This window comes from Streptomyces sp. NPDC085524, from assembly GCF_044541755.1.
Lineage (GTDB): Bacteria > Actinomycetota > Actinomycetes > Streptomycetales > Streptomycetaceae > Streptomyces.
Genome location: NZ_JBITTH010000010.1, coordinates 283,064 through 300,978, shown reverse-complemented (window position 1 = coordinate 300,978; position 17,915 = coordinate 283,064). Strand labels below are relative to the sequence as shown.

Sequence of the window (17,915 nt, the reverse complement as noted above, 5' to 3'; positions counted from 1 at the left end):
GGCGGCCGGGTCGGCGATACTCGGGCCGATCGATCGTTCCCGACGTTCGGCTCGACCGCGAGGAGAGCACCGCGGATGCACCGGTTCGACGTCACTCCCGGCGGCTTCCTCCTCGACGGGCGCCCCCACCGGGTGCTCTCCGGCGCGCTGCACTGCTTCCGGGTGCTGCCCGAGCAGTGACCGCACCGGCTCGGGATGCTCCGCGCGGCTCGTACGGCTCCGACCGGGCCTATCTGCGGTACCTGGCCGACGGGCTGGTGCGGCGGGGCATCGGCGTACCGCTGTTCACCTCCGACGGCCCGGAGGCCCACATGCTCACCGGAGGCACCCCTGCCCGGCGTGCCGGCCACCGTGAACTTCGGCAGCGACCCCAAGGCGCCTTCGAGGCCCTCGCCGAACTCCGCCCGCAGGAACCGCCGTTCTGCATGGAGTACTGGAACGGCTGGTTCGACCACTGGGGCGAGCAGCACACCACCCGCGACGCGGCGGACGCGGCCGGCGTGCTGGACCGGATGCTCGCCGCCGGAGCCTCGGTGAACGTCTACATGGCGCACGGCGGAACCAACTTCGGGACCTGGGCCGGAGCCAACCGCGGCGGCCCCGGCCACGACGGCGCGCACGCGCCCACCGTCACCTCCTGCCCTGGCCCCTGCTGCGGCCGGGCCGCAACGAGATCGTCGTCCTGGAACTGGACGGCGCCGGCCCCGCCGCCCTGGCGATCCGGGCCGAGCCCTCGCTCGGAGATCCGGCCCCCGCGCCGGGGCGGCAGGGCTGACGGCGCTCCCGGGTCAGACGCTCACCCCTCCCGCCCGCGCGGTGACGACGGGCGCCGCGAGGCGGCCCGTCCGCTGGAGCCCGTACAGGGCTGCGGCGCACCCCAGCCCCAGGGCGGACAGCGCCAGCCACGGCAGCGCGGACACACCGGCAGCCCGGGCCGCGTCCAGCGCCGCTCCCGTGAGCAGGTTGCCGAGCGCGATGCCGACCCCGCAGACGGTGTTGTAGAGGCCGTAGTGCGTCGCCACCAGCCGGTCGCCGGAGAGCCGGACGATGGTGTCCATCTCGAAGGGGTACGCGATCATCGTGCCCAGCGCGAGCAGCAGGGCGGCCAGCGCGGGGGGCACCGACGCCAGCAGCCACCGCCCCACCCCGCCGCCCGGCACCGGAACCGCCGTCGCGGCGAGCAGGGGCAGGAAGGCCGCCGCCATCGCGAGCAGCCCCAGGACCAGCGCCCGGCCCGGCTCCATACGGGCCTTGCACCAGGCGGTCACCCCGGTCTGGAACAGGATCGTGCTCAGCCCCGACACGGCGAACAGCACCGCCACCGCAGCCGTGCCGCCCGCGCCCCCGCCGCCCAGGCGCCGGACCTCCAGCGGCAGCGCCAGGTAGACCTGGAAGGTCAGGACGTACGAGCCGATCATGGCCACGGAGAAGAGCAGGAACGGGCGGTTGGCGAGGATCCCGCGCCACTGCCCGAGCACGCTGTCGCGCCGGCCGCCTCCCTTTGACGCGGCCTCCCCCCTGCGCGCGGGCAGGGCCCGGATCTGCACGAGGCCGAGCACGGCGAAGATCCCCGCGGCGGCCAGGCAGGTGACGCCGAAGTCGACGACCCCCGTCAGCACCATGCCCACCAGCGGCCCCAGCAGGATGCCCGCCTGGTAGAAGACGTTGAACAGGGCGAACGCCTCCACCCTGCGTTCGCCCGCGTCCACGGCCAGATAGGCGCGGGTGGCCGGGTTGAACAGCGCCCCGGCCAGCCCCGTCGCGGCGGAGGCGCCGATGAGGGCGGGCACGGAGTCGACCAGCCCGAGGGTCGCGAATCCGGCCGTGCGCAGCGCCAGCCCGGTGATGATCATCGGCTTGTAGCCGAACCGGTCGGCGAGGGTCCCGCCGATCAGGAACATGCCCTGCTGGCTGAAGTTGCGTACGCCGAGGATCAGCCCGACGGTCCAGCCCGCGAGCCCCAGCGGGCCCGCCAGGTGGGCGGCCAGATAGGGCATGAGCATGTAGAAGCCGAGGTTGATGGTGAACTGGTTGAGCATCAGGAGCCGGACAGCGGGCTCGTAGGAGCGGACCTGTGCGATCGTGCCCGCCATCAGGCCCTTTCCTCCGCGTCGTGCGCGGCCTGCGCGACCGGGCCGTTCCCCGCCGCCTCTGCCGCCTCTGCCGCCTCTGCCGTCTCCTCCGCCTCCTGGCCGAGCGTGAGCGGGTCGACGACGGTCCCGCAGCGGGTCCAGCGCGTGACCTCCTTCTCGTCCAGCCGCCCGATCGTGTCGGGTTCGGCGGCCGGGGGAGCGTCGAGCAGACCGTGGGCCGCGCAGTAGTCGTCGTCGTACACGGTGCTCAGGTAGCGCTGCGGCCCGTCCGGGAAGACGGCGGCGATCCGGGTGTCCGCAGGCAGGGTGCGGGCCAGCCAGCCGGCCACGAGCGCCACCGCGCCGACGCTCCAGCCGCCCGTGGCGTAGTGGGACGCCGCGAGCCGGCGGCAGGCCCACACGGCCTCGGCCGGAGCCACCCAGTGCACCTCGGAGAACTGCTCGTAGGCGACGTTGCGGGGGTAGATGCTCGACCCGAGGCCGCGCATCAGCCGGGTCCGGGCGGGCTGGCCGAAGATGGTGGACCCCACGGTGTCCACGCCCACCAGTGTCAGGCCGGGGTAGAGCCGGCGCAGGATCCGGGAGACGCCCGCCGAGTGTCCGCCGGTGCCGACGCTGCACACCAGGACGTCGATGCGGCCCATCCCGGTGGCCAGTTCCAGGGCGAGGGGGGTGTACGCGGTGGTGTTGTCCGGGTTGTTGTACTGGTCCGGGCACCACGACCCCGGATGCCGCTCCAGCAGCCGGGCGACCCGGTCGCGGCGGGCCTGCTGCCAGCCGCCGGCCGGGTGCGGCTCGGACACCACGGTGACCTGGGCCCCGTACGCGGTCAGCAGCCGGGTCATCGACGACTCCAGGCCCGGGTCGGTGACCAGGGTGACCGGATGTCCGTAGACCAGTCCGGCCAGCGCGAGGCCCAGGCCGAGGGTGCCGCTCGTGGACTCGATGATCCGCGCCCCGGGCTCCAGATCGCCGCGGGCGCGGGCGCGTTCGACCATGTGGAGGCCGGGGCGGTCCTTGATGCCGCCCGGATTGAATCCCTCCAGCTTCGCCCAGAAGCCGCGCCCCGCCGGGGCGAGGGGCTCCGACACGCGGAGCAGGGGCGTGTTGCCGACGAGCCCGGTCAGGGCCGTGCGGGCAGGGGGCGTCATGGACGACAGGTCGGTGATCGATGTATGCATTTTTCCGCTCTCGGTCGAAGATGCGTCAGGTGCTCGCTCGCCGGGAGCGGCCTATACGCGCCATCGACACACGCCGGTCAGCGTGGAGCGGCCGGACCGGTCTATCGGGGAGAGTGCGGAGCGGGGCGCTGCGGCCGGGTACGGCGCCGCGGCCGCATCGGCACCGGCGACGGGGAGTGCGAGGTCCGCCGCCACCGTTCCCTGGGCGCCTGCCTGGGCCTGCGGGGTCAGCGCGGGTACGGCGCAGGCGGAACCGTGCTCCGTGTGGGCGGGTTCCTCGTGCCCGGCCGAGGCGGTGTAGGCGGTGTGCCCGGCGCCGTCGCCGTGCGGATAGGTGGAGCAGTGGAACGCAGCGAAGAGCAGCGCGGTGAGGACGGCCAGCAGCACACCGCGGACCCAGGGCGTGCCTGGGCGGGTGCGGGCTGTGACCATGCCGTGATCGTAGCGTCTCCGTCACGTGATGACCGTCTGCAAATCGGTCAACATCATTCGGCGATTTCCGTACGCTCCCACCACTCGTAGACGGGCTGCGGGCCCTCGGGGCCGTCCTGGGTCCGCGACGTGCTGCGGAAGTGCTCGTAGCCGCCGCGGTGCGGGATCTTCAGGTCCTCGCCGGCGGGGGGGACGGGGACGGTCCGCTCGGGCAGGTCGTCCGGTCCGCCTTCGAGCCGTGCCTTGTTCGCCATGTCGTCAGTCCTCTCACCAGTGTGTCCAGTCCAGCATCCGGTCCATGTCCATCGACGGATCCGACGTCTGAAGGCCCGGGAGCACCCAGTCCTGGAACGGCGCGAGCACCGCCAGGACCAGGAAGACGGCGCCGACCGCCCAGGCGAGCCACGGGCCCTGCCGCCACAGCTTCTCCAGGAAGATCACGGCGGCCAGTGCGGCCATGGCGGCCAGGTTCATCACCCCGAGCGGAATCAGAACGATCATCAGCCCCCAGCAGCAGCCGACGCAGTACGTCCCGTGGTGCACCCCCACGCGCAGGTCCCTGGCCCAGGGCCGGAAGCGCGAGTACCGCAGCAGCTGGAACATGGGGCTGCGGCAGTGCCGCAGGCACACCGACTTCAGGGGCCCGAACTGCTGGACCGCCGCCAGCAGGAAGGCGGCCGCGCCGATCCAGCGGCCCGCGCCCGGGTGGTCGGCGAGCAGCCGGTCGGTCAGCGTGAGCAGCCCGTAGGCGACCAGCCCGAACGCGGTCCAGGCGAGGAGGTAGCCGACGAGGAACCCGGCGGTCCGGACGGCCCGGACCGGGCCCGAGGACGTACGGCGGATCGCCCCCGCCCAGGTGAGGGCGACCGGCGCCACCGAGGGCAGCATCATCGCCGCCATCATGACCACCCACAGCACCAGGAACGGCAGCAGCGCGATGCCCATCGTGCCGGTGCCCGTGCCCATCTCGCGGGACTGTGCGGCCGTCAGCGCCCACGCCAGTGCGGCGAGCACGGTCAGCAGGATCCAGGCGGCCGCCAGTTCGCGCCTGGGCAGGAGGACGCCCGGCCCGGTGGGGGCCGGCGGCGCCAGTCGGACGTGCGGCATGGCACTCCTCCCGAACGCGCGAGGACATCTCCAGCACAGCACAGAATCGCGGCAGGTGCCCGGCCGGCCTGGTCCGCCCGCCGTTCCGGGCGGACAATGGTCCGGGGGACCTGCTGAGGAGGCGGGACCATGTCCGAGACCACGGTGACCGTTCCGAGTTGGCACGTTGCAGGGGACTGGTTCGATACGTGCAGGTGCAACGTCCCCTGCCCCTGCACCTTCGCGCAGCTGCCCACCTTCGGGGAGTGTGACGGCGTGCTGGCCTGGCACGTCAACGAGGGGACCTACGGAGACGTGCCGCTCGACGGGCTCAACGTGCTGATGCTCGGCTCGTTCGTGGGCAACGTGTGGGGCGAGCACTCCGACGCGTACGCGGCGGTCTTCTTCGACGAGCGCGCGGACGACGCGCAGCGCGCGGCCCTTCAGATGATCTTCGGCGGCCAGGCGGGCGGCTGGCCCGCGCAGCTGGTGGGCACGCTCGGCCCCGAGATGCGGGGCATGGACTTCGCCCCGGTCCGGATCGAGGTCGATGCGGACCTCGGCGGATGGCGGGCCTCGGTGCCCGGCCGGGTGGAGGCCGGGGCCGTGGCGCTCGACGGTCCGACGACACCGGAGGGCGCACGCGTCCAGTCGGTGAACATGCCGGGCTGCGAGACCGGGCCGGGCCAGGTCGTGACCTGGGGCCGGTCGACGGCGGACCGGGCCGACGCGTTCGGCTTCCAGTGGAACCGCGAGGGCCAGTCGAGCAAGCACATCCCCTTCGACTGGAGCGGCCCCGACGACTGACGGCCCGCCTAGGCGGGCTGGCGGACGGCCGCCGGAAGCGGGGACGCGGCCGGCCAGACGAGGAGCGCTGCGGTGGCCGCGGCCAGGGACACCGCGCCGAGGACGGCTGCGGTGACGGGGAGGCCGGCGCCCGCGGCGAGCCATCCGGCGAGCGGGTAGGTGAGCAGCCAGCAGCCGTGGGACAGCGAGAACTGGGCGGCGAACGCGGCGGGCAGGTCGGCGTCCTCGGCGCAGTCGCGGATCACGCGGCCGCCCGGGGTCAGGACGGCCGAGCAGGCGGCGCCGACGGCGGCCCACGCGGCCAGCAGGGCGGGCCAGGACCAGGGGCCGGGGGCGGTGGCGGTGAGTGCGACGACCCCGGCGAGGACGGCGGGGAGGGCGAAGCCGGCCGGGAGCATCACGGCGCGGTCGGCGAAGCGGCGCAGCAGCCGGGGCAGGAGCAGCGCGGTGAGCATGGAGCCGGCCCCGTACGCGCCCAGGGCCAGGGGAACGGCGCTCGCCGGCCTGCCCAGGTGGTCGCGGACCAGTACGACGGTGTCCACGAAGACGATCGCTCCGGCGGCGGCCACCGCGAGGTCCAGGGCGAGCAGGGCCCGCAGCCGGGCGGTGCCCAGGAACAGGCGGACGCCGTACGAGGCCCCGGAGCGGGCCCTGGCACCGGCCCCGGCCCGGCCGGGGCCGGGCACGACGGCGGACAGGATCAGGGCGGCGGAGGCGAGGAAGCCGAGCACCGTCCCGGCGAACAGCCAGTCGTAGGAGACCAGGGTGAGCAGGGCCGCGGCCAGGGCCGGACTGAACAGGCTCTCCAGGTCGTACGCGAGCCGGATCGTCGACAGGGCCCGGGTGTAGTCCCGCTCGGAGGGGAAGAGGGCGGGGACGGTGGCCTGGAAGGCGGGCGTGAAGGCGGCCGAGGCCGACTGGAGGACGAAGACCAGGACGTACACCTGCCAGATCTCCGTCACGAACGGCAGGGCGAGCGCGACTGCCGCCCGGACCAGGTCCGTCGCCACCAGCAGGGTCCGGCGCGGGATGCGGCACGCGACGGCGCAGGCCACGGGGGCGATGGCGACGTAGGCGATCATCTTGACCGCCAGCGCGGTCCCGAGCACCGCCGCGGCCCGCTCCCCGGCCAGGTCGTAGGCGAGCAGGCTCAGTGCGACCGTCGCGAGTCCGGTGCCGGTGAGGGCGACCGCGTGGGCGGTGAACAGGCGGCGGTAGGTGCGGTTGCGCCATACGGAGAGCATCGGCGGGCCCCGTTCCCTGTCGGCGGGTCGCTGGGAGGAGCCCATCGTAGCCAACATGTGCGCACCTGTGCACGTATTGGGTGAAGGGCCTGCCGGGCTGCCTGCCGGGCTGCCTGCCGGCTGCCTGCCGTGCTGCCCGTCGGGCCGCCCCTTGCGGGCCTCAGTCGTGCGGGGGAAGGGAGTCGAGCTGGTGGTCCGCGACGTTCAGCGCCTCGTCCACCAGCCGCCGGAGGTGCCCGTGGCGCAGGGCGTACACCACGCGCCGCCCGTCCTTGCGGGCGGTGACCAGGCCGGCGAGCCGGAGCTTCGCGAGGTGCTGACTGACGGAGGGCCGAGCCGCACCGCACGCCTCGGTGAGGGTGGTGACGTCCGCCTCGCCCCGGCCCAGCTCGTCGAGCAGCGCCAGCCGGGTGCGGTCGGAGAGCAGGGCCAGCACGGACGCGGCGGTCTCCAGCCGGGCACCCTGCCGCTGCGCATCCCGCGCACCTGCCAGGTGCATGCCCTCACTCATGCGGACATCGTACGGGCGGGGGCGCCGGTGCCTCCGAACGGAGGGGTGCCGGCCACCTCTTCGAGGGAACCCGGCGGCCCGGACAGGGGCTCGCGGCCGTCGGCTGCCGAAGGAACAGGGGTCGGCCCCGCTCGGGGCCGTGCGGTGCTCCGGCTCCGCTGTGTCGTTGCGAGGAGATGTCACATGTTGCGTATGTGGAAGAGCGCGGGTCTTGCCCTGGCGGCCGGTCTCGTGGTCATCGGCGGTGCGTCCGTGGCCTCGGCCGACGCCAACGCCGAAGGGTTCGCGGTGGGCTCGCCGGGCGTGCTGTCGGGCAACGTGGTCCAGGTCCCGATCCACATCCCGATCAACATCTGCGGCAACACCGTGAACCTGGTCGGCGCCCTCAACCCGGCCGCCGCCAACACCTGCGTCAACGCCTGACGCCCACCGTCACGACCCGGCTCGCCCCGGCCCGCGCCACGGCCGGGGCGAGCCGCACGTGCGGCCTAGCCGAGGGTGCGGACGCGCTGGTCGCGGAGGTCGTAGCGGGCCGCGACCACGGCCAGTCCGCCCGAGGCCACCTTCGCCGCGATGTCGGGATCGGCCGCCAGCCTGTTGCGCACGCTCCGTACGTTCGCGTTGATCGTGGCGTCGATGCGGGCGGCCCCGTTCTGGCTGCGGTCGATGGACGGCCGTATCTGATCGGCCAGGTACTGGATGTGCGCCGGGAGCGGTTCGTGGGTCTCGTCGGCGTGGACGGCCGCGGCGACGGCGCCGCAGGACTGGTGGGCCAGGACCATGACCAGGGGGATGTGCAGTTCGAGGACGCCGTAGGCGACGCTCCCGAGCACCGCTTCGTCCAGCACCTCGCCCGCCGAGCGCACGGTCATGAGGTCGCCCAGCCCCTGGTCGAAGACCAGCTCCGGCGGGACCCGGGAGTCGATGCAGCCCAGCACGACGGCGAAGGGCTGCTGGCCGTCGACGAGCCGGCGGCGCAAGTACGCGGACTCGTGCGGGTGTTCCTGGCGCAGGGTGCGCCAGCGCTCGTTGCCCGCCGCCAGCCGGCGCAGCGCCTGCGCGGGAGTGGTGATCCGCTCCGTGCTCTCGGCCTCCCGCGAGGCGGCGGAGGCGGGGGAGGCCGTACCGAAGGCCAGGCCCGCACCGGCGACCGCCGTGCCCGCCACGGCGGTGCGCAGCAGGGTGCGGCGACTCGGGGCGGGCGCGGGGGCAGGGGTGGGGGTGTCGACGGTCCGTATGTTCGAAGACATGGCGGGACCGTAACCCGCTTTTTCCCGTGTTCAGTTGATCTGACGGCCACAATGGCGCGAACCGCTCGTCGCAGGCCGGATGAGGACGAGATCCTCTCAGCATGTGGTCGCGACGGCGGGGCGACGGGGTCAAGTCATGCCGCGAGGACCGGTGTCGAGGGTGACTGTTCGCCGCACTCCGCCACCGGGGCGGCGGACCACACCGCCTGTACGGACTTGCCGACGGCATGCGGCAGGACGGTCAGCGAGGAGGTCAGCTGCTCGGCGATGCCCCAGCCGAAGCCGCCCCCGTCGTCGGGGTCCCCCTCCCGCGGCACGGGCCGGGCGCTGCTGTGGTCGTACACCTCGACGACGAGCGAGCCTGCCGGGCAGCTCATCCGCAGCCGCCACCGGCCGTCGTCGGTGTGCCGGACCGCGTTCCCGAGGAGTTCGCTGACGACGAGGAGTACGTCGTCCGGGTCGACCCACGGGCACCTGGCCCGCAGGTACCGGGCGGCGGCGTGACGGGCGCGTGCGGTGTCCGCACGTGAGGAATCGAGGACGAGCACGGTGCAGCTCCTGTCCGGCGAGGAATCGGTGGTATCGGACCGGCCCCCGGACAAGCTTCCCAGGCGCCGCCCCTCCGGCCCATCGGCATTTCGGCCGACCCCGGCCCGCCCGCACGGCCGATGCAGCCGCACGTGATCCCATCGCCACCGGAAGCGGCCAGCCCGCGGGGCCGGCCCTATCCTGCGGAGATGATCAAGCCCGGCAAGCAAGTGAAGCCCATGAAGCCCGTTGAGCTCGTGATATTCGACTGCGACGGAGTGCTCGTCGACAGCGAACGCATAGCGGTACGCGTACAGGTGACCCTGGGAGCGGAACTGGGGTGGCCGCTGACCGAGCAGGAGGTCGTCGACCGGTTCCTCGGACGCTCCCACGCTTCCATCCGCGAGCAGATCGCGGAGCGGCTCGGCGACGACACGGCGGCGCTGTGGTCGCAGCGGTTCGAAGAGCTCCACCGCGTGGCGGTGGACGAGGGCCTGTCCCCGGTCGACGGACTGCCCGAGGCGCTCGACGCCCTCACCCTGCCGACCTGCATCGCCTCAAGCGGCTCCCACGACAAGATGCGCCACACCCTCGGCCGCACCGGCCTCTACGAACGCTTCGCGGGCCGCATCCACAGCGCGACCGAAGTCGCCCGGGGCAAGCCGGCCCCGGACCTGTTCCTGTACGCCGCCCAGCGGATGGGCGTCGACCCGGCGGCCTGCGTGGTGGTCGAGGACAGCCGTCCGGGCGTCGAGGCCGCCCGGGCCGCGGGCATGCGGGCGTTCGGCTACGCGGGCGGCCTCACCCCGGCCGAACGCCTCGAGGGCGCCGGCACGGTCGTGTTCCACGACATGCGCGAGCTGCCGGGCCTCGTGACCGCTGCGGGCTGACCCGTCCACGGGGCGTGACCTGGGCATTCGCCGGATCGGGCGGTGCTGCAGTATGTGCGGATGATATTCGGGAAGAAGAAGTTCCTTGCCGCCGTCGGCGATTTCGAGAACGCCGTGCACGCGCAGGACCAGGCGGCGGCGGAGCAGGCGTTCGGGCGACTCCGGCAGACCAGCGCGAAGGCCGGGGACCGGGCGTTCCAGGAGGCCGGACCACGGCTGGCGGCGCTGCTGCCGTCGGTGCCGCACGGGCCCCGGGCCACGGTCGCCGTGATCGCCGGGGCGTGTGTGGAACGCGGCGCGGACGCGTCGGCGTGCGCGCCCTGGATCCTCGCCTCGGCCCGCGAGGCCTTCGCGGCCGCGGAGGACTTCTGCGCCCGCTGGGCGGACACGGGCGGGGGCGAGCTGCCGGACCTGGGCGACGAGCCCACCGAGGAGATCATCGGGCGGACCGGCCTCGAGCCCGCGATGGGCTGGTTCACCCTGCCCCAGTGGGAGATGGCGTGCGTCGCCATGCTCAACGACCCGGCCGTACGGCGGAAGTCCGAAGGGACGGCGGAGCTCCTCGAAGCCGTGGGGCGGGTCGCCGAGGCCTCCGGCCACGAGTTCAAGTGCCTGGCGTACGCGCTGCGCGTACTGGACGACGAACCGCTCGTCGTCCTGCACCGCGCCACCGGAACCGGCTACGCCCTGCGCATGAGCGGAATCGGCGACAACTTCCAGCTGCACACCCTGCTCGCGGGCGTGCTCATCGGAGGGAAGCACCTACCGGGCCGCGCCCCGTCGGCCGGGGAAATCGCCGTCTGCACGGATGCGCCGGGGCAGGTCGCCACGGAGGGGTCCTTCAACCTGGTCGCCCCGGACGGCACCTGGATCTTCAACGAGGGCGACCCGACCGACGTGCCCCTCGTCGACGGCACCCGCCTCCTCGTCCTCGATGCCCCGCCGTACCAGCGCACCTGGCCGGCGGGGCGCTTCTTCCCCGGCATGCGGGGCGACCTGGTGCTGGACCGGGTGCTGGACGCGGCGGAAGCCGCGTCCTGGTTCGCCAAGGTGCAGCCCGCCAAGAAGTGACACGCGGAACCGCTCCGCCGCCGGACCGGGAAGGGGGTCGGTCCGGACCGGCGGCGGGCGGGGAACTGCGCCCGCGTACGGGCTACTTGAGCGCGGCGAAGGCCTTCGTGAAGGCCAGGGGCTGCTGGAGGATCGAGCTGCACGTGGCGTCCGCGTACGCCACCGCGCCCGACGCGCACTGCTTGTCGCGGGTCGCGGACCACATCGCCAGGCGGCCGATGCCCTTCGACGCAGCGAAGTCCACCAGCTGCGTCGCGTCCGCGACGGTGAAGACCTCGCTCGCGACGTCGTTCACGCCGATCATCGGGGTGACCGCCACCGCCTTCCACGCCGCCGCGTCCGAGAGGCCGAGGACGCCCTTGATCTGCGCCTGCGTCGCCGTCGCGGCCTGGATGGCGTACTGGCCCATGTCACCGCTGTACGCCGGCCCGTAGTCCATCGCCATGATGTTCACGGCGTCGACGCGCACGCCGTTCTTCTTCGCGTCGGCCAGCAGCGCCACACCCGGCTGGGTCAGGCCCTCGGGCATCACCGGGAGGGTGAAGGCCACGTCCAGGCCCGGGTGGGACTTCTGCAGCCGGGCGATCGCCTGGGCCCGGCGGGCGTTGGCCGCCGTGTCCGGCAGGGCCGCGCCCTCGATGTCGAAGTCGACCTTCGTGAGCCGGTACTGGTCGACGACCTTCCCGTACGCGGCCGCCAGTTCGTCGACGGTGCCGCAGTTCAGGGCCAGTTCGTGCCCGGCGGCCCCGCCGAAGGAGACCCGTACGTCCCCGCCCTTCGCGCGCAGCGCGCCGATCTGCGAGGCGACCCGGTCGCTCGCGAGGTCGGTGACCCCGCCCCAGAGCGGCGCGCAGCCGCCGCCGGAGGTGATGAAGGCCAGGTGGAACTCCTTCACGCCCGTCTTCGCCACCGTGTCCAGGAGGTCGTAGGAGGGGTAGAGCGAGGTGTCCACGTACGGGGCGAAGCGTGCGCCGGCGCCGCCGCCGGTGGGGGGAGGAGTCGTGGGGGCCGTGGGGGAGGGGGACGCGGTCCTCGTGGGGGCGGAGGAGGTGGCGGGCGCGGTCGGGGCCGTGGTCGAGGTGGCGGTGGGGCGGGCGGTGGGGCGTCCGCTGGGCTGGGCCGTCGCGCCCTGGTCCACCGAGCACTTCACGCCGTTGATCAGGCAGCGGGTCGGGTCGCCCGGGGCGCCGGCGCCGCTCGCGACGAAGCCGACGGTGACCGAGGCGCCCGCCGCGAGTTCCCGGTTCCAGCCCGCGGGCTTCACGGTGACGCGCCGTCCCTCGACCGTGTGGGTGCCGTTCCACAGTGAGTCGATCTTCGTGCCCTCCGGCAGGTCGAACTGGAGCGTCCAATCCGTCTGCGCCTGGCCGGTGTTGTTGGTGATGACGTACTGGCCGGTGTAACCACCGCTCCACGAACTGGACTTCGTGTACACGGCGCCCACGGAACTGGCCTGCGCGGTCCCGGTGAACGCGAACGCCGCGCCGCCGATCACCGCCGCCGCGAGCATCGCTCCCGTGACCTTCGCCGTACGGCTCGTCCTGCGCCGGTGCCCGACTGTGCTGCCCATCGCGTGCCTGCCTTCGTGTTACCGGGGAGTTGGGGATGCGGCAGCACGCTAGCCGCCCCGAAACGGACATTCGTTCGTTTGGGGACAGCCGCTTCGAGGCTTAGGTTCCGCTTAAGGAAGCGAAAGGCGGGTGTTAAGACGCCGCTGCGGGGAAATCGATCTCGTCCGCGGCCCAGCCGGCCCCGGGTCATGACGGCGGGGCCGGACGGCGGGGCCGGACGCCGGGGTTCAGCCGTGGGTGGCGTCGATGACGCAGAACCGGTTGCCCTCGGGGTCGGCCAGGACCACGAAGTCCGGGTCCTCGGGGTAGGAGTCCCAGTCGACGTGCGAGGCCCCCAGCTCCACCAGCCGCTCCACCTCGGCCCGTTGCTCGGCAGCGTCCGCCGCGTACAGGTCGAGGTGGACGCGCGGCCGTTCCTGCACGGGCGTCGCGCTCCGCCCGAGCGCCAGGTCCGGCCCGCGGCCTTCGGCGTGGACCAGGACGGTCCAGCGCTCGTCCACCTCGCCGTCGCGCGGTACGTACCCCAGCGCCCGGCCCCAGAATTCCGCGGCGCGGCGCACGTCCGCGGCGCCCATGACGATCGTCCCGATGCTCAGCATGATCCGATTCTGGCAAACGTCACGGACGCCGGAGCCGCTCGATGGCCACCATCGCCGCATCGTCGCCGAGGGTGCTGCCCACCACGTGGGCCAGCAGGTCCGCGCAGAGGCGGTCCAGGACGGCCTGGGGGTGGAGGCCGGTCCAGGCGGCCACGCGCTCGGTGAGGGGGTAGAAGTCCCCCGCCCGGTCGCGGGCCTCCAGCACGCCGTCCGTGTACAGGAGCAGGACGTCACCCTCCTCGAAGGCGAAGGTCTGCACGGCGACCGGGCCGTCCACGAGCCCGGCGAGGCCCAGGGGCGGCGAGGGCCGGGCCACTTCGAGGGGAACGGGCCGGCCGTCGCGCAGCAGGAGCAGCGGCGGCGGATGTCCGCAGCTGACGAGGTGCAGCAGCGGCTGGTCGTCCGGGATGTCCAGGACGGCCGCCGTCGTGAAGCCCTCGTCCTCACCCGCCCTCGGGCCCGCGCCCTCGTCCTCGTCCGGGGCCGTGCTGTCGTACAGGTCCGGGGCGACCGCGCCTTCCAGGTAGTCCACCAGCCGACGCAGATCGGCCTCCTGGTGGGCGGCCGCCCGGAAGGCGCCCAGGACCAGGGCGGCCTCCCCGACCGCGTCCAGGCCCTTGCCGCGGACGTCGCCGATGATCAGCCGTGTGCTCGTGGCCGTGCGGGCGGCGGCGTACAGGTCACCGCCGATCCGGGCCTCCGCTGCGGCGGCCAGGTAGACGGAGGCGACGCGCAGCGGGCCGATCCGCTCCCGCAGCGGCCGCAGCACCACCTGCTGGGCGGTCTCGGCCACGGAGCGGAGCTGGACCAGCTCCTTCTCGTGCTCCTCGCGCAGATATGCGAAGAGGGTCACGAACACCGAGATCATGATCAGGGCGATGGTCTGGAACGTGTGGTTCAGGTCGGTCAGGGTGGTGCGGACCGCCGAGACCACCACCTGCGCGATCACGGCGAGCAGGCCGACGAACGCCGTTATCCGCGGACCGCGGAACGACGCCGTCAGGGCGGGCGCGGCGACCAGGAACGGTCCGAGGTGGACCTCGGGCGGAGCCAGGATGTCGACCACGGTCACTGCGGCGATCAGTACGACCGGAACCGCGAGCTGGGCGTGACGCACCCGCTCGGACCGTTGCCGGGGGGCGCTGGGCGGCCGAAGATCCATCCCACCTGCATACACCGCGGGGCCGCCCGGATCCGCCACGCGAGGCCGTCGGGGCCGCCCTTGTCGCCCCGCGGGATACCGGAGGGGGCCGCCCGTGGCCTGCTGGGGCCCGTCCCCTAGCGGCTGCGCGGCTTCCCGCGCTTGGGGGTCGCCTTCCCGCCCTTGGCGCCGCCGGCGCCGCCGCGGGGGTTCTTGCCGCCCGTCTTGCCACCCGTCCTGCCGCCGGACTTCCCGGCTGCCGGCGCGGGCTTCCGCTTCGCCTTCGGCTGGGGCGGCGTCGGCCCGCCACGGCCGCGCGTGCTGTTGACCGTACGGCCGCGGACGATGCCGATGAACTCCTCGACCAGGTCGGGGGTGGTCTCCTCCTGCTGCCACGACAGCGCGACCCGCGACTCGGGCGCGTCCGTGACGGGCCGGTACGTGAGGTCCTTGCGGTGGTGGAGCCGGGCCAGGGACTGGGGGACGACGAGCACGCCGATGCCCGCCGCCACCAGCTCGATGGCGTCCGCCGTCGTGGCGGGGCGCTCGAACGCGGGGCGGCCCGGCAGCTCCTCCCAGCCGAGGGTGTCGTCGAGCGGGTGCAGGACGATCTCGTCGGCGAGGTCCGCGGTGGTGATCTCCTCGACCGCCGCCACGAGGTGGTCCTTGGGGACCACGACCACCGTGGTCTCGGTGTAGAGGGGGATCGCGCTGAGATCCGTACGGTCGACCGGCAGCCGGACGAGGCCCGCGTCGGCGTCGCCGCCGCGCAGCGCGCCGAACGACTCGGCGGGGGACACCTGGACGAGGGTCAGCGGGACGTCCGGCAGCCGCTCGTTCCAGATGCGTACCCACTTGGCGGGGGTCACGCCCGGTACATAGGCGAGACGGAACGCATGGGGTACTTCCGAGCCTGTCACCCCGCCAGGTTACCGGTCGTGGTCAGAGCCGGTGCACACGCTCGATACCCTTGACACCATGACGTCGCACCAGAACACCCAGACGATGAAGCCCGCGACCGCGGCGAAGAAGCTGGGCGTGTACCTCGAGGCCACCCCCGCAGAGTTCCGGGAGGGTGTCGTCTCGCGCAGTGAATTGACTGCGCTCCAGGCCGACCCGCCCCAGTGGCTTCAGGACCTGCGGCGCAACGGCCCGCACCCCCGCCCGGTGGTCGCGGCGAAGCTGGGCGTGTCCATCGCGGGCCTCGCCCGCGGCGGGGTCACCGAGGCCCTCACCACCGAGCAGATCGAGGCGCTGAAGCAGGAGTCTCCCGAGTGGCTGCAGCGCGAGCGCGCCACGCAGGCCGAGGTCCGCAAGGAATCGGTCCGCATCAAGGAGATGCACGCCGAGAAGGCGGCGAAGGCCGCCGAGAAGCCCGGGAAGGCCGACGGTTCGCGTTCCTGACCAGCGGTCCTCGCCGATCCTCCCGTCAGGCCCGGCTTCCCCACGGGGAAGCCGGGCCTGACGGCTTTCGTGGTGACGAGGGCGCCGACGTCCCCTTCGGGATCGTCGAGCGGTTCGGGGCACCAGACGCCGCGGGGCCGCCCTCCGGGCGACGACGGGAGTGTGACGACATCCCCCTGGAGTACTGGTACGACCCGCGCCCGGCCGTGCGGATCATGCCGGGTCCTCGCCGGCCGTCAGCCGGTGCAGGGCCCGGTCCAGGCGGGCCCGGCGGGTCTCCGGTGCGAGGGCCTGCAGCAGCGGCAGGATCACCTGGTAGCGCCCGCTTCTGTCGAGCGCCTCGAAGGCCCGCTTCGCCTCGGGGCGCGCGTCGAGCCCCGCCGCGAGGTCGGGCGGCACGTCCGCCGTCTTCTGGGACTCGTAGGCCGCCGTCCACCGGCCGTCCGCCTGCGCCCTGCGCACCTCGGCCAGGCCCGGTTCGCGCATCCGCCCGGCCGCCGTCAGCGCCGCGACCTTGTCCACGTTGACCCGCGACCACAGGCTCCGGGGCCGGCGCGGCACGTACTTCTGGAGGTAGTACCGCTCGTCGAGCGAGCGGCGCTGCCCGGAGATCCAGCCGTAGCACAGCCCGATGTCGACCAGCTCGCCGTCGGTGACCGTCGGGATGCCGGACTTCTTCTTCGCCACCTTGACCCACACGCCCTCACGGCGCCCGTGGTGCGCGGCGAGCCAGTCCTCGAACGCCTCGCCGTCAGCGAAGGCGATGATCTCCACTCCGTCCGGACCGTCCATCCGGTCAGGCTATCCCCGCCCGGCCCGCCATGCGGGTGGAACCGGAAGCCTCGGAGCAAGGCGAGCGCGGCCGGCGCCCCGGTGACTCCTGATCCCCGTGACGGCCCGGCCGCGCTCGCGACGCGTGCGGATCCCCCGGCCGCCGCCGCGGCAGCGTGTCGATCCGCGGAGCCAGCCGATCTGTACCCCTGTGACAGATCGGCGGCCCTCGTCCTGGAAAGAGCCTAGGGCCGGTCCCCGGTCCGGTGTGTGCATCGCGTGCACGGTCTGTTGATCATGCGTGCAAAAAGGTTTGGCCATCCGGCGGGGGGTGCCGGACTGGCGGCCCGGCGGCCGGTGGGGTCCGCTGGAGGGGTGAGCCCTCTTCCTGGCCGAGGCTGGTGGGCCGGCCTGCCGCCGGCGGCGGGAGCCGCCGTCATGGCCACCGGCATCCTCTCCGTCGGCCTGCACCTGACCGGGCGCGAGCCGCTGTCGCTGGCGGCGCTGGTCGTCGCGGCCGCTCTGTGGCTCGTCCTGGCCGTCGACTTCGCGACCCGGCTGCTGGGCGACCGCGGGCGGTTCCGCGCGGAAGCCGACACCCCGGCCGCCCTCACCGCGGTGGCCGCCACCACCGTGCTCGGCACCCGGATCTCCCTGCTCGGCCGGCAGACCGCGGCCGCGGCCCTGCTCGCGCTGGCCGCCGTACTGTGGCCGGGGCTGCTGCTGCACGTACTGCGGCACTGGCGCCACCGCATGCCCGGCGCGGGCTTCCTCGTCTGCGTCGCCACCCAGGGGCTCGCCGTCCTCGCGGCGACCCTCGCCGACACCGGCGGCCCCGCATGGTTGGCCCGGGCCGCGCTGGCCCTCTTCCTCCTCGGGCTGCTGCTCTACGTGGCGGCCCTGCTCCGCTTCGACCTGCGCGAGGTGGCGGGCGGCGCGGGGGACCACTGGGTGGCCGGCGGGGCGCTGTCCATCTCCGCCCTCGCCGGGTCGAAACTCACCGCGTCGCCCGTGTGGACCGGCGCCGCGCACACGGCCCTGCGCACGGTCACCCTGATCCTGCTCGCGCTGTCCCTGGCCTGGTACGTGGTCCTCCTCGGCGCCGAACTGCGCCATCCCCGGCACCGCTACGACATCCGCCGCTGGGCCACCGTCTTCCCGCTCGGCATGACGGCCACCGCCTGCCTCTCCGTGGCGGAACCGGCGGGCATCGCATGGCTGCGCCCGCTGGGCGAGGTGCTGTTGTGGATCGCGGTGGGCGCCTGCGTGCTGACCTGCGCCGCCATGATCACCTCCTACCATCGACTCGAACATCTGAGCGACAAGAGATAGGGTT

20 protein-coding genes and 1 pseudogene are annotated in these 17,915 nt (G+C 73.6%); 7 read left to right on the top strand and 14 right to left on the bottom strand.

What is annotated here, in order from left to right; all coding sequences use genetic code 11:
- Window positions 1-176: 176 nt before the first annotated feature.
- A pseudogene (locus ACIGFK_RS18330) lies at window positions 177-623 on the top strand (beta-galactosidase); the annotation flags it as partial.
- 165 nt (window positions 624-788) lie between these two features.
- Here ACIGFK_RS18330 and ACIGFK_RS18325 read toward each other — a convergent pair.
- The 5 genes from ACIGFK_RS18325 to ACIGFK_RS18305 are packed head-to-tail and all read right to left on the bottom strand — an operon-like array spanning window position 789 to window position 4,813.
- A complete protein-coding gene (locus ACIGFK_RS18325; protein ID WP_376658639.1) occupies window positions 789-2,093 on the bottom strand; it encodes an MFS transporter in 1,305 nt (434 codons plus the stop codon).
- Entirely contained in the window at window positions 2,093-3,274 is a 1,182-nt protein-coding gene (locus ACIGFK_RS18320; protein WP_400052600.1) for a PLP-dependent cysteine synthase family protein, read from the bottom strand. Before ACIGFK_RS18320 ends, ACIGFK_RS18325 begins: the two co-directional genes overlap by 1 nt.
- Window positions 3,275-3,325: 51 nt before the next feature.
- On the bottom strand, window positions 3,326-3,706 hold the full coding sequence (locus ACIGFK_RS18315) for a hypothetical protein (protein WP_386467726.1): 381 nt from the start codon (window positions 3,704-3,706) through the stop codon (window positions 3,326-3,328).
- A gap of 53 nt (window positions 3,707-3,759) precedes the next feature.
- A complete protein-coding gene (locus ACIGFK_RS18310; RefSeq protein ID WP_376658642.1) occupies window positions 3,760-3,960 on the bottom strand; it encodes a DUF5988 family protein in 201 nt (66 codons plus the stop codon).
- Between the two features lie 13 nt (window positions 3,961-3,973).
- Complete coding sequence (locus ACIGFK_RS18305; RefSeq protein ID WP_376658643.1) at window positions 3,974-4,813, bottom strand: DUF2182 domain-containing protein; 840 nt, start codon at window positions 4,811-4,813, stop codon at window positions 3,974-3,976.
- 129 nt (window positions 4,814-4,942) lie between these two features.
- Between ACIGFK_RS18305 and ACIGFK_RS18300 the strand changes: the two genes are divergently transcribed.
- On the top strand, window positions 4,943-5,599 hold the full coding sequence (locus ACIGFK_RS18300) for a DUF1326 domain-containing protein (RefSeq protein WP_400052597.1): 657 nt from the start codon (window positions 4,943-4,945) through the stop codon (window positions 5,597-5,599).
- Window positions 5,600-5,607: 8 nt separating this feature from the next.
- Here ACIGFK_RS18300 and ACIGFK_RS18295 read toward each other — a convergent pair whose 3' ends face one another.
- Window positions 5,608-6,843, bottom strand: coding sequence for an MFS transporter (locus ACIGFK_RS18295; RefSeq protein ID WP_376658657.1), 1,236 nt, complete (start codon window positions 6,841-6,843; stop codon window positions 5,608-5,610).
- A 160-nt stretch (window positions 6,844-7,003) separates the two neighbouring features.
- The gene (locus ACIGFK_RS18290) at window positions 7,004-7,354 is read right to left on the bottom strand and encodes an ArsR/SmtB family transcription factor (protein ID WP_376658645.1); all 351 of its coding nucleotides are present in this window, start codon (window positions 7,352-7,354) and stop codon (window positions 7,004-7,006) included.
- A gap of 183 nt (window positions 7,355-7,537) precedes the next feature.
- On the opposite strand from ACIGFK_RS18290, the gene ACIGFK_RS18285 reads away from it, so the two are divergent.
- Window positions 7,538-7,777, top strand: coding sequence for a chaplin (locus ACIGFK_RS18285; protein ID WP_376658646.1), 240 nt, complete (start codon window positions 7,538-7,540; stop codon window positions 7,775-7,777).
- Window positions 7,778-7,842: 65 nt separating this feature from the next.
- Here ACIGFK_RS18285 and ACIGFK_RS18280 read toward each other — a convergent pair whose 3' ends face one another.
- Both ACIGFK_RS18280 and ACIGFK_RS18275 read right to left on the bottom strand, forming a co-directional pair.
- A complete protein-coding gene (locus ACIGFK_RS18280) occupies window positions 7,843-8,604 on the bottom strand; it encodes a carbonic anhydrase (protein WP_400052594.1) in 762 nt (253 codons plus the stop codon).
- 134 nt (window positions 8,605-8,738) lie between these two features.
- Window positions 8,739-9,152, bottom strand: a complete 414-nt coding sequence (locus tag ACIGFK_RS18275) for an ATP-binding protein (RefSeq protein ID WP_376658648.1) — start codon at window positions 9,150-9,152, stop codon at window positions 8,739-8,741.
- 189 nt (window positions 9,153-9,341) lie between these two features.
- On the opposite strand from ACIGFK_RS18275, the gene ACIGFK_RS18270 reads away from it, so the two are divergent.
- Both ACIGFK_RS18270 and ACIGFK_RS18265 read left to right on the top strand, forming a co-directional pair.
- Complete coding sequence (locus tag ACIGFK_RS18270; protein WP_376658649.1) at window positions 9,342-10,022, top strand: HAD family hydrolase; 681 nt, start codon at window positions 9,342-9,344, stop codon at window positions 10,020-10,022.
- A 60-nt stretch (window positions 10,023-10,082) separates the two neighbouring features.
- Window positions 10,083-11,093, top strand: a complete 1,011-nt coding sequence (locus ACIGFK_RS18265) for a hypothetical protein (protein ID WP_400052592.1) — start codon at window positions 10,083-10,085, stop codon at window positions 11,091-11,093.
- Window positions 11,094-11,175: 82 nt separating this feature from the next.
- On the opposite strand, the gene ACIGFK_RS18260 is transcribed toward ACIGFK_RS18265, so the two are convergent.
- From ACIGFK_RS18260 to ACIGFK_RS18245, 4 genes are all read right to left on the bottom strand, one after another.
- The gene (locus ACIGFK_RS18260) at window positions 11,176-12,663 is read right to left on the bottom strand and encodes a cellulose binding domain-containing protein (protein ID WP_400052590.1); all 1,488 of its coding nucleotides are present in this window, start codon (window positions 12,661-12,663) and stop codon (window positions 11,176-11,178) included.
- Between the two features lie 228 nt (window positions 12,664-12,891).
- A complete protein-coding gene (locus ACIGFK_RS18255; protein WP_400052588.1) occupies window positions 12,892-13,263 on the bottom strand; it encodes a VOC family protein in 372 nt (123 codons plus the stop codon).
- Window positions 13,264-13,282: 19 nt separating this feature from the next.
- A complete protein-coding gene (locus tag ACIGFK_RS18250) occupies window positions 13,283-14,425 on the bottom strand; it encodes a PP2C family protein-serine/threonine phosphatase (protein WP_386467715.1) in 1,143 nt (380 codons plus the stop codon).
- Between the two features lie 116 nt (window positions 14,426-14,541).
- Window positions 14,542-15,324 (bottom strand): LysR family substrate-binding domain-containing protein, encoded by a 783-nt coding sequence (locus ACIGFK_RS18245; RefSeq protein ID WP_376658654.1) that lies wholly within the window; start codon window positions 15,322-15,324, stop codon window positions 14,542-14,544.
- 58 nt (window positions 15,325-15,382) lie between these two features.
- Here ACIGFK_RS18245 and ACIGFK_RS18240 point away from each other — a divergent pair, with 58 nt between their 5' ends.
- Window positions 15,383-15,808, top strand: coding sequence for a DUF5997 family protein (locus ACIGFK_RS18240; RefSeq protein ID WP_376658655.1), 426 nt, complete (start codon window positions 15,383-15,385; stop codon window positions 15,806-15,808).
- A 213-nt stretch (window positions 15,809-16,021) separates the two neighbouring features.
- Here the strand turns inward: ACIGFK_RS18240 and ACIGFK_RS18235 are convergent, their stop codons facing one another.
- On the bottom strand, window positions 16,022-16,600 hold the full coding sequence (locus tag ACIGFK_RS18235) for a YdeI family protein (RefSeq protein WP_376661195.1): 579 nt from the start codon (window positions 16,598-16,600) through the stop codon (window positions 16,022-16,024).
- Window positions 16,601-16,918: 318 nt separating this feature from the next.
- Between ACIGFK_RS18235 and ACIGFK_RS18230 the strand changes: the two genes are divergently transcribed.
- Window positions 16,919-17,911, top strand: coding sequence for a tellurite resistance/C4-dicarboxylate transporter family protein (locus tag ACIGFK_RS18230; RefSeq protein WP_376661196.1), 993 nt, complete (start codon window positions 16,919-16,921; stop codon window positions 17,909-17,911).
- Window positions 17,912-17,915: the final 4 nt, after the last annotated feature.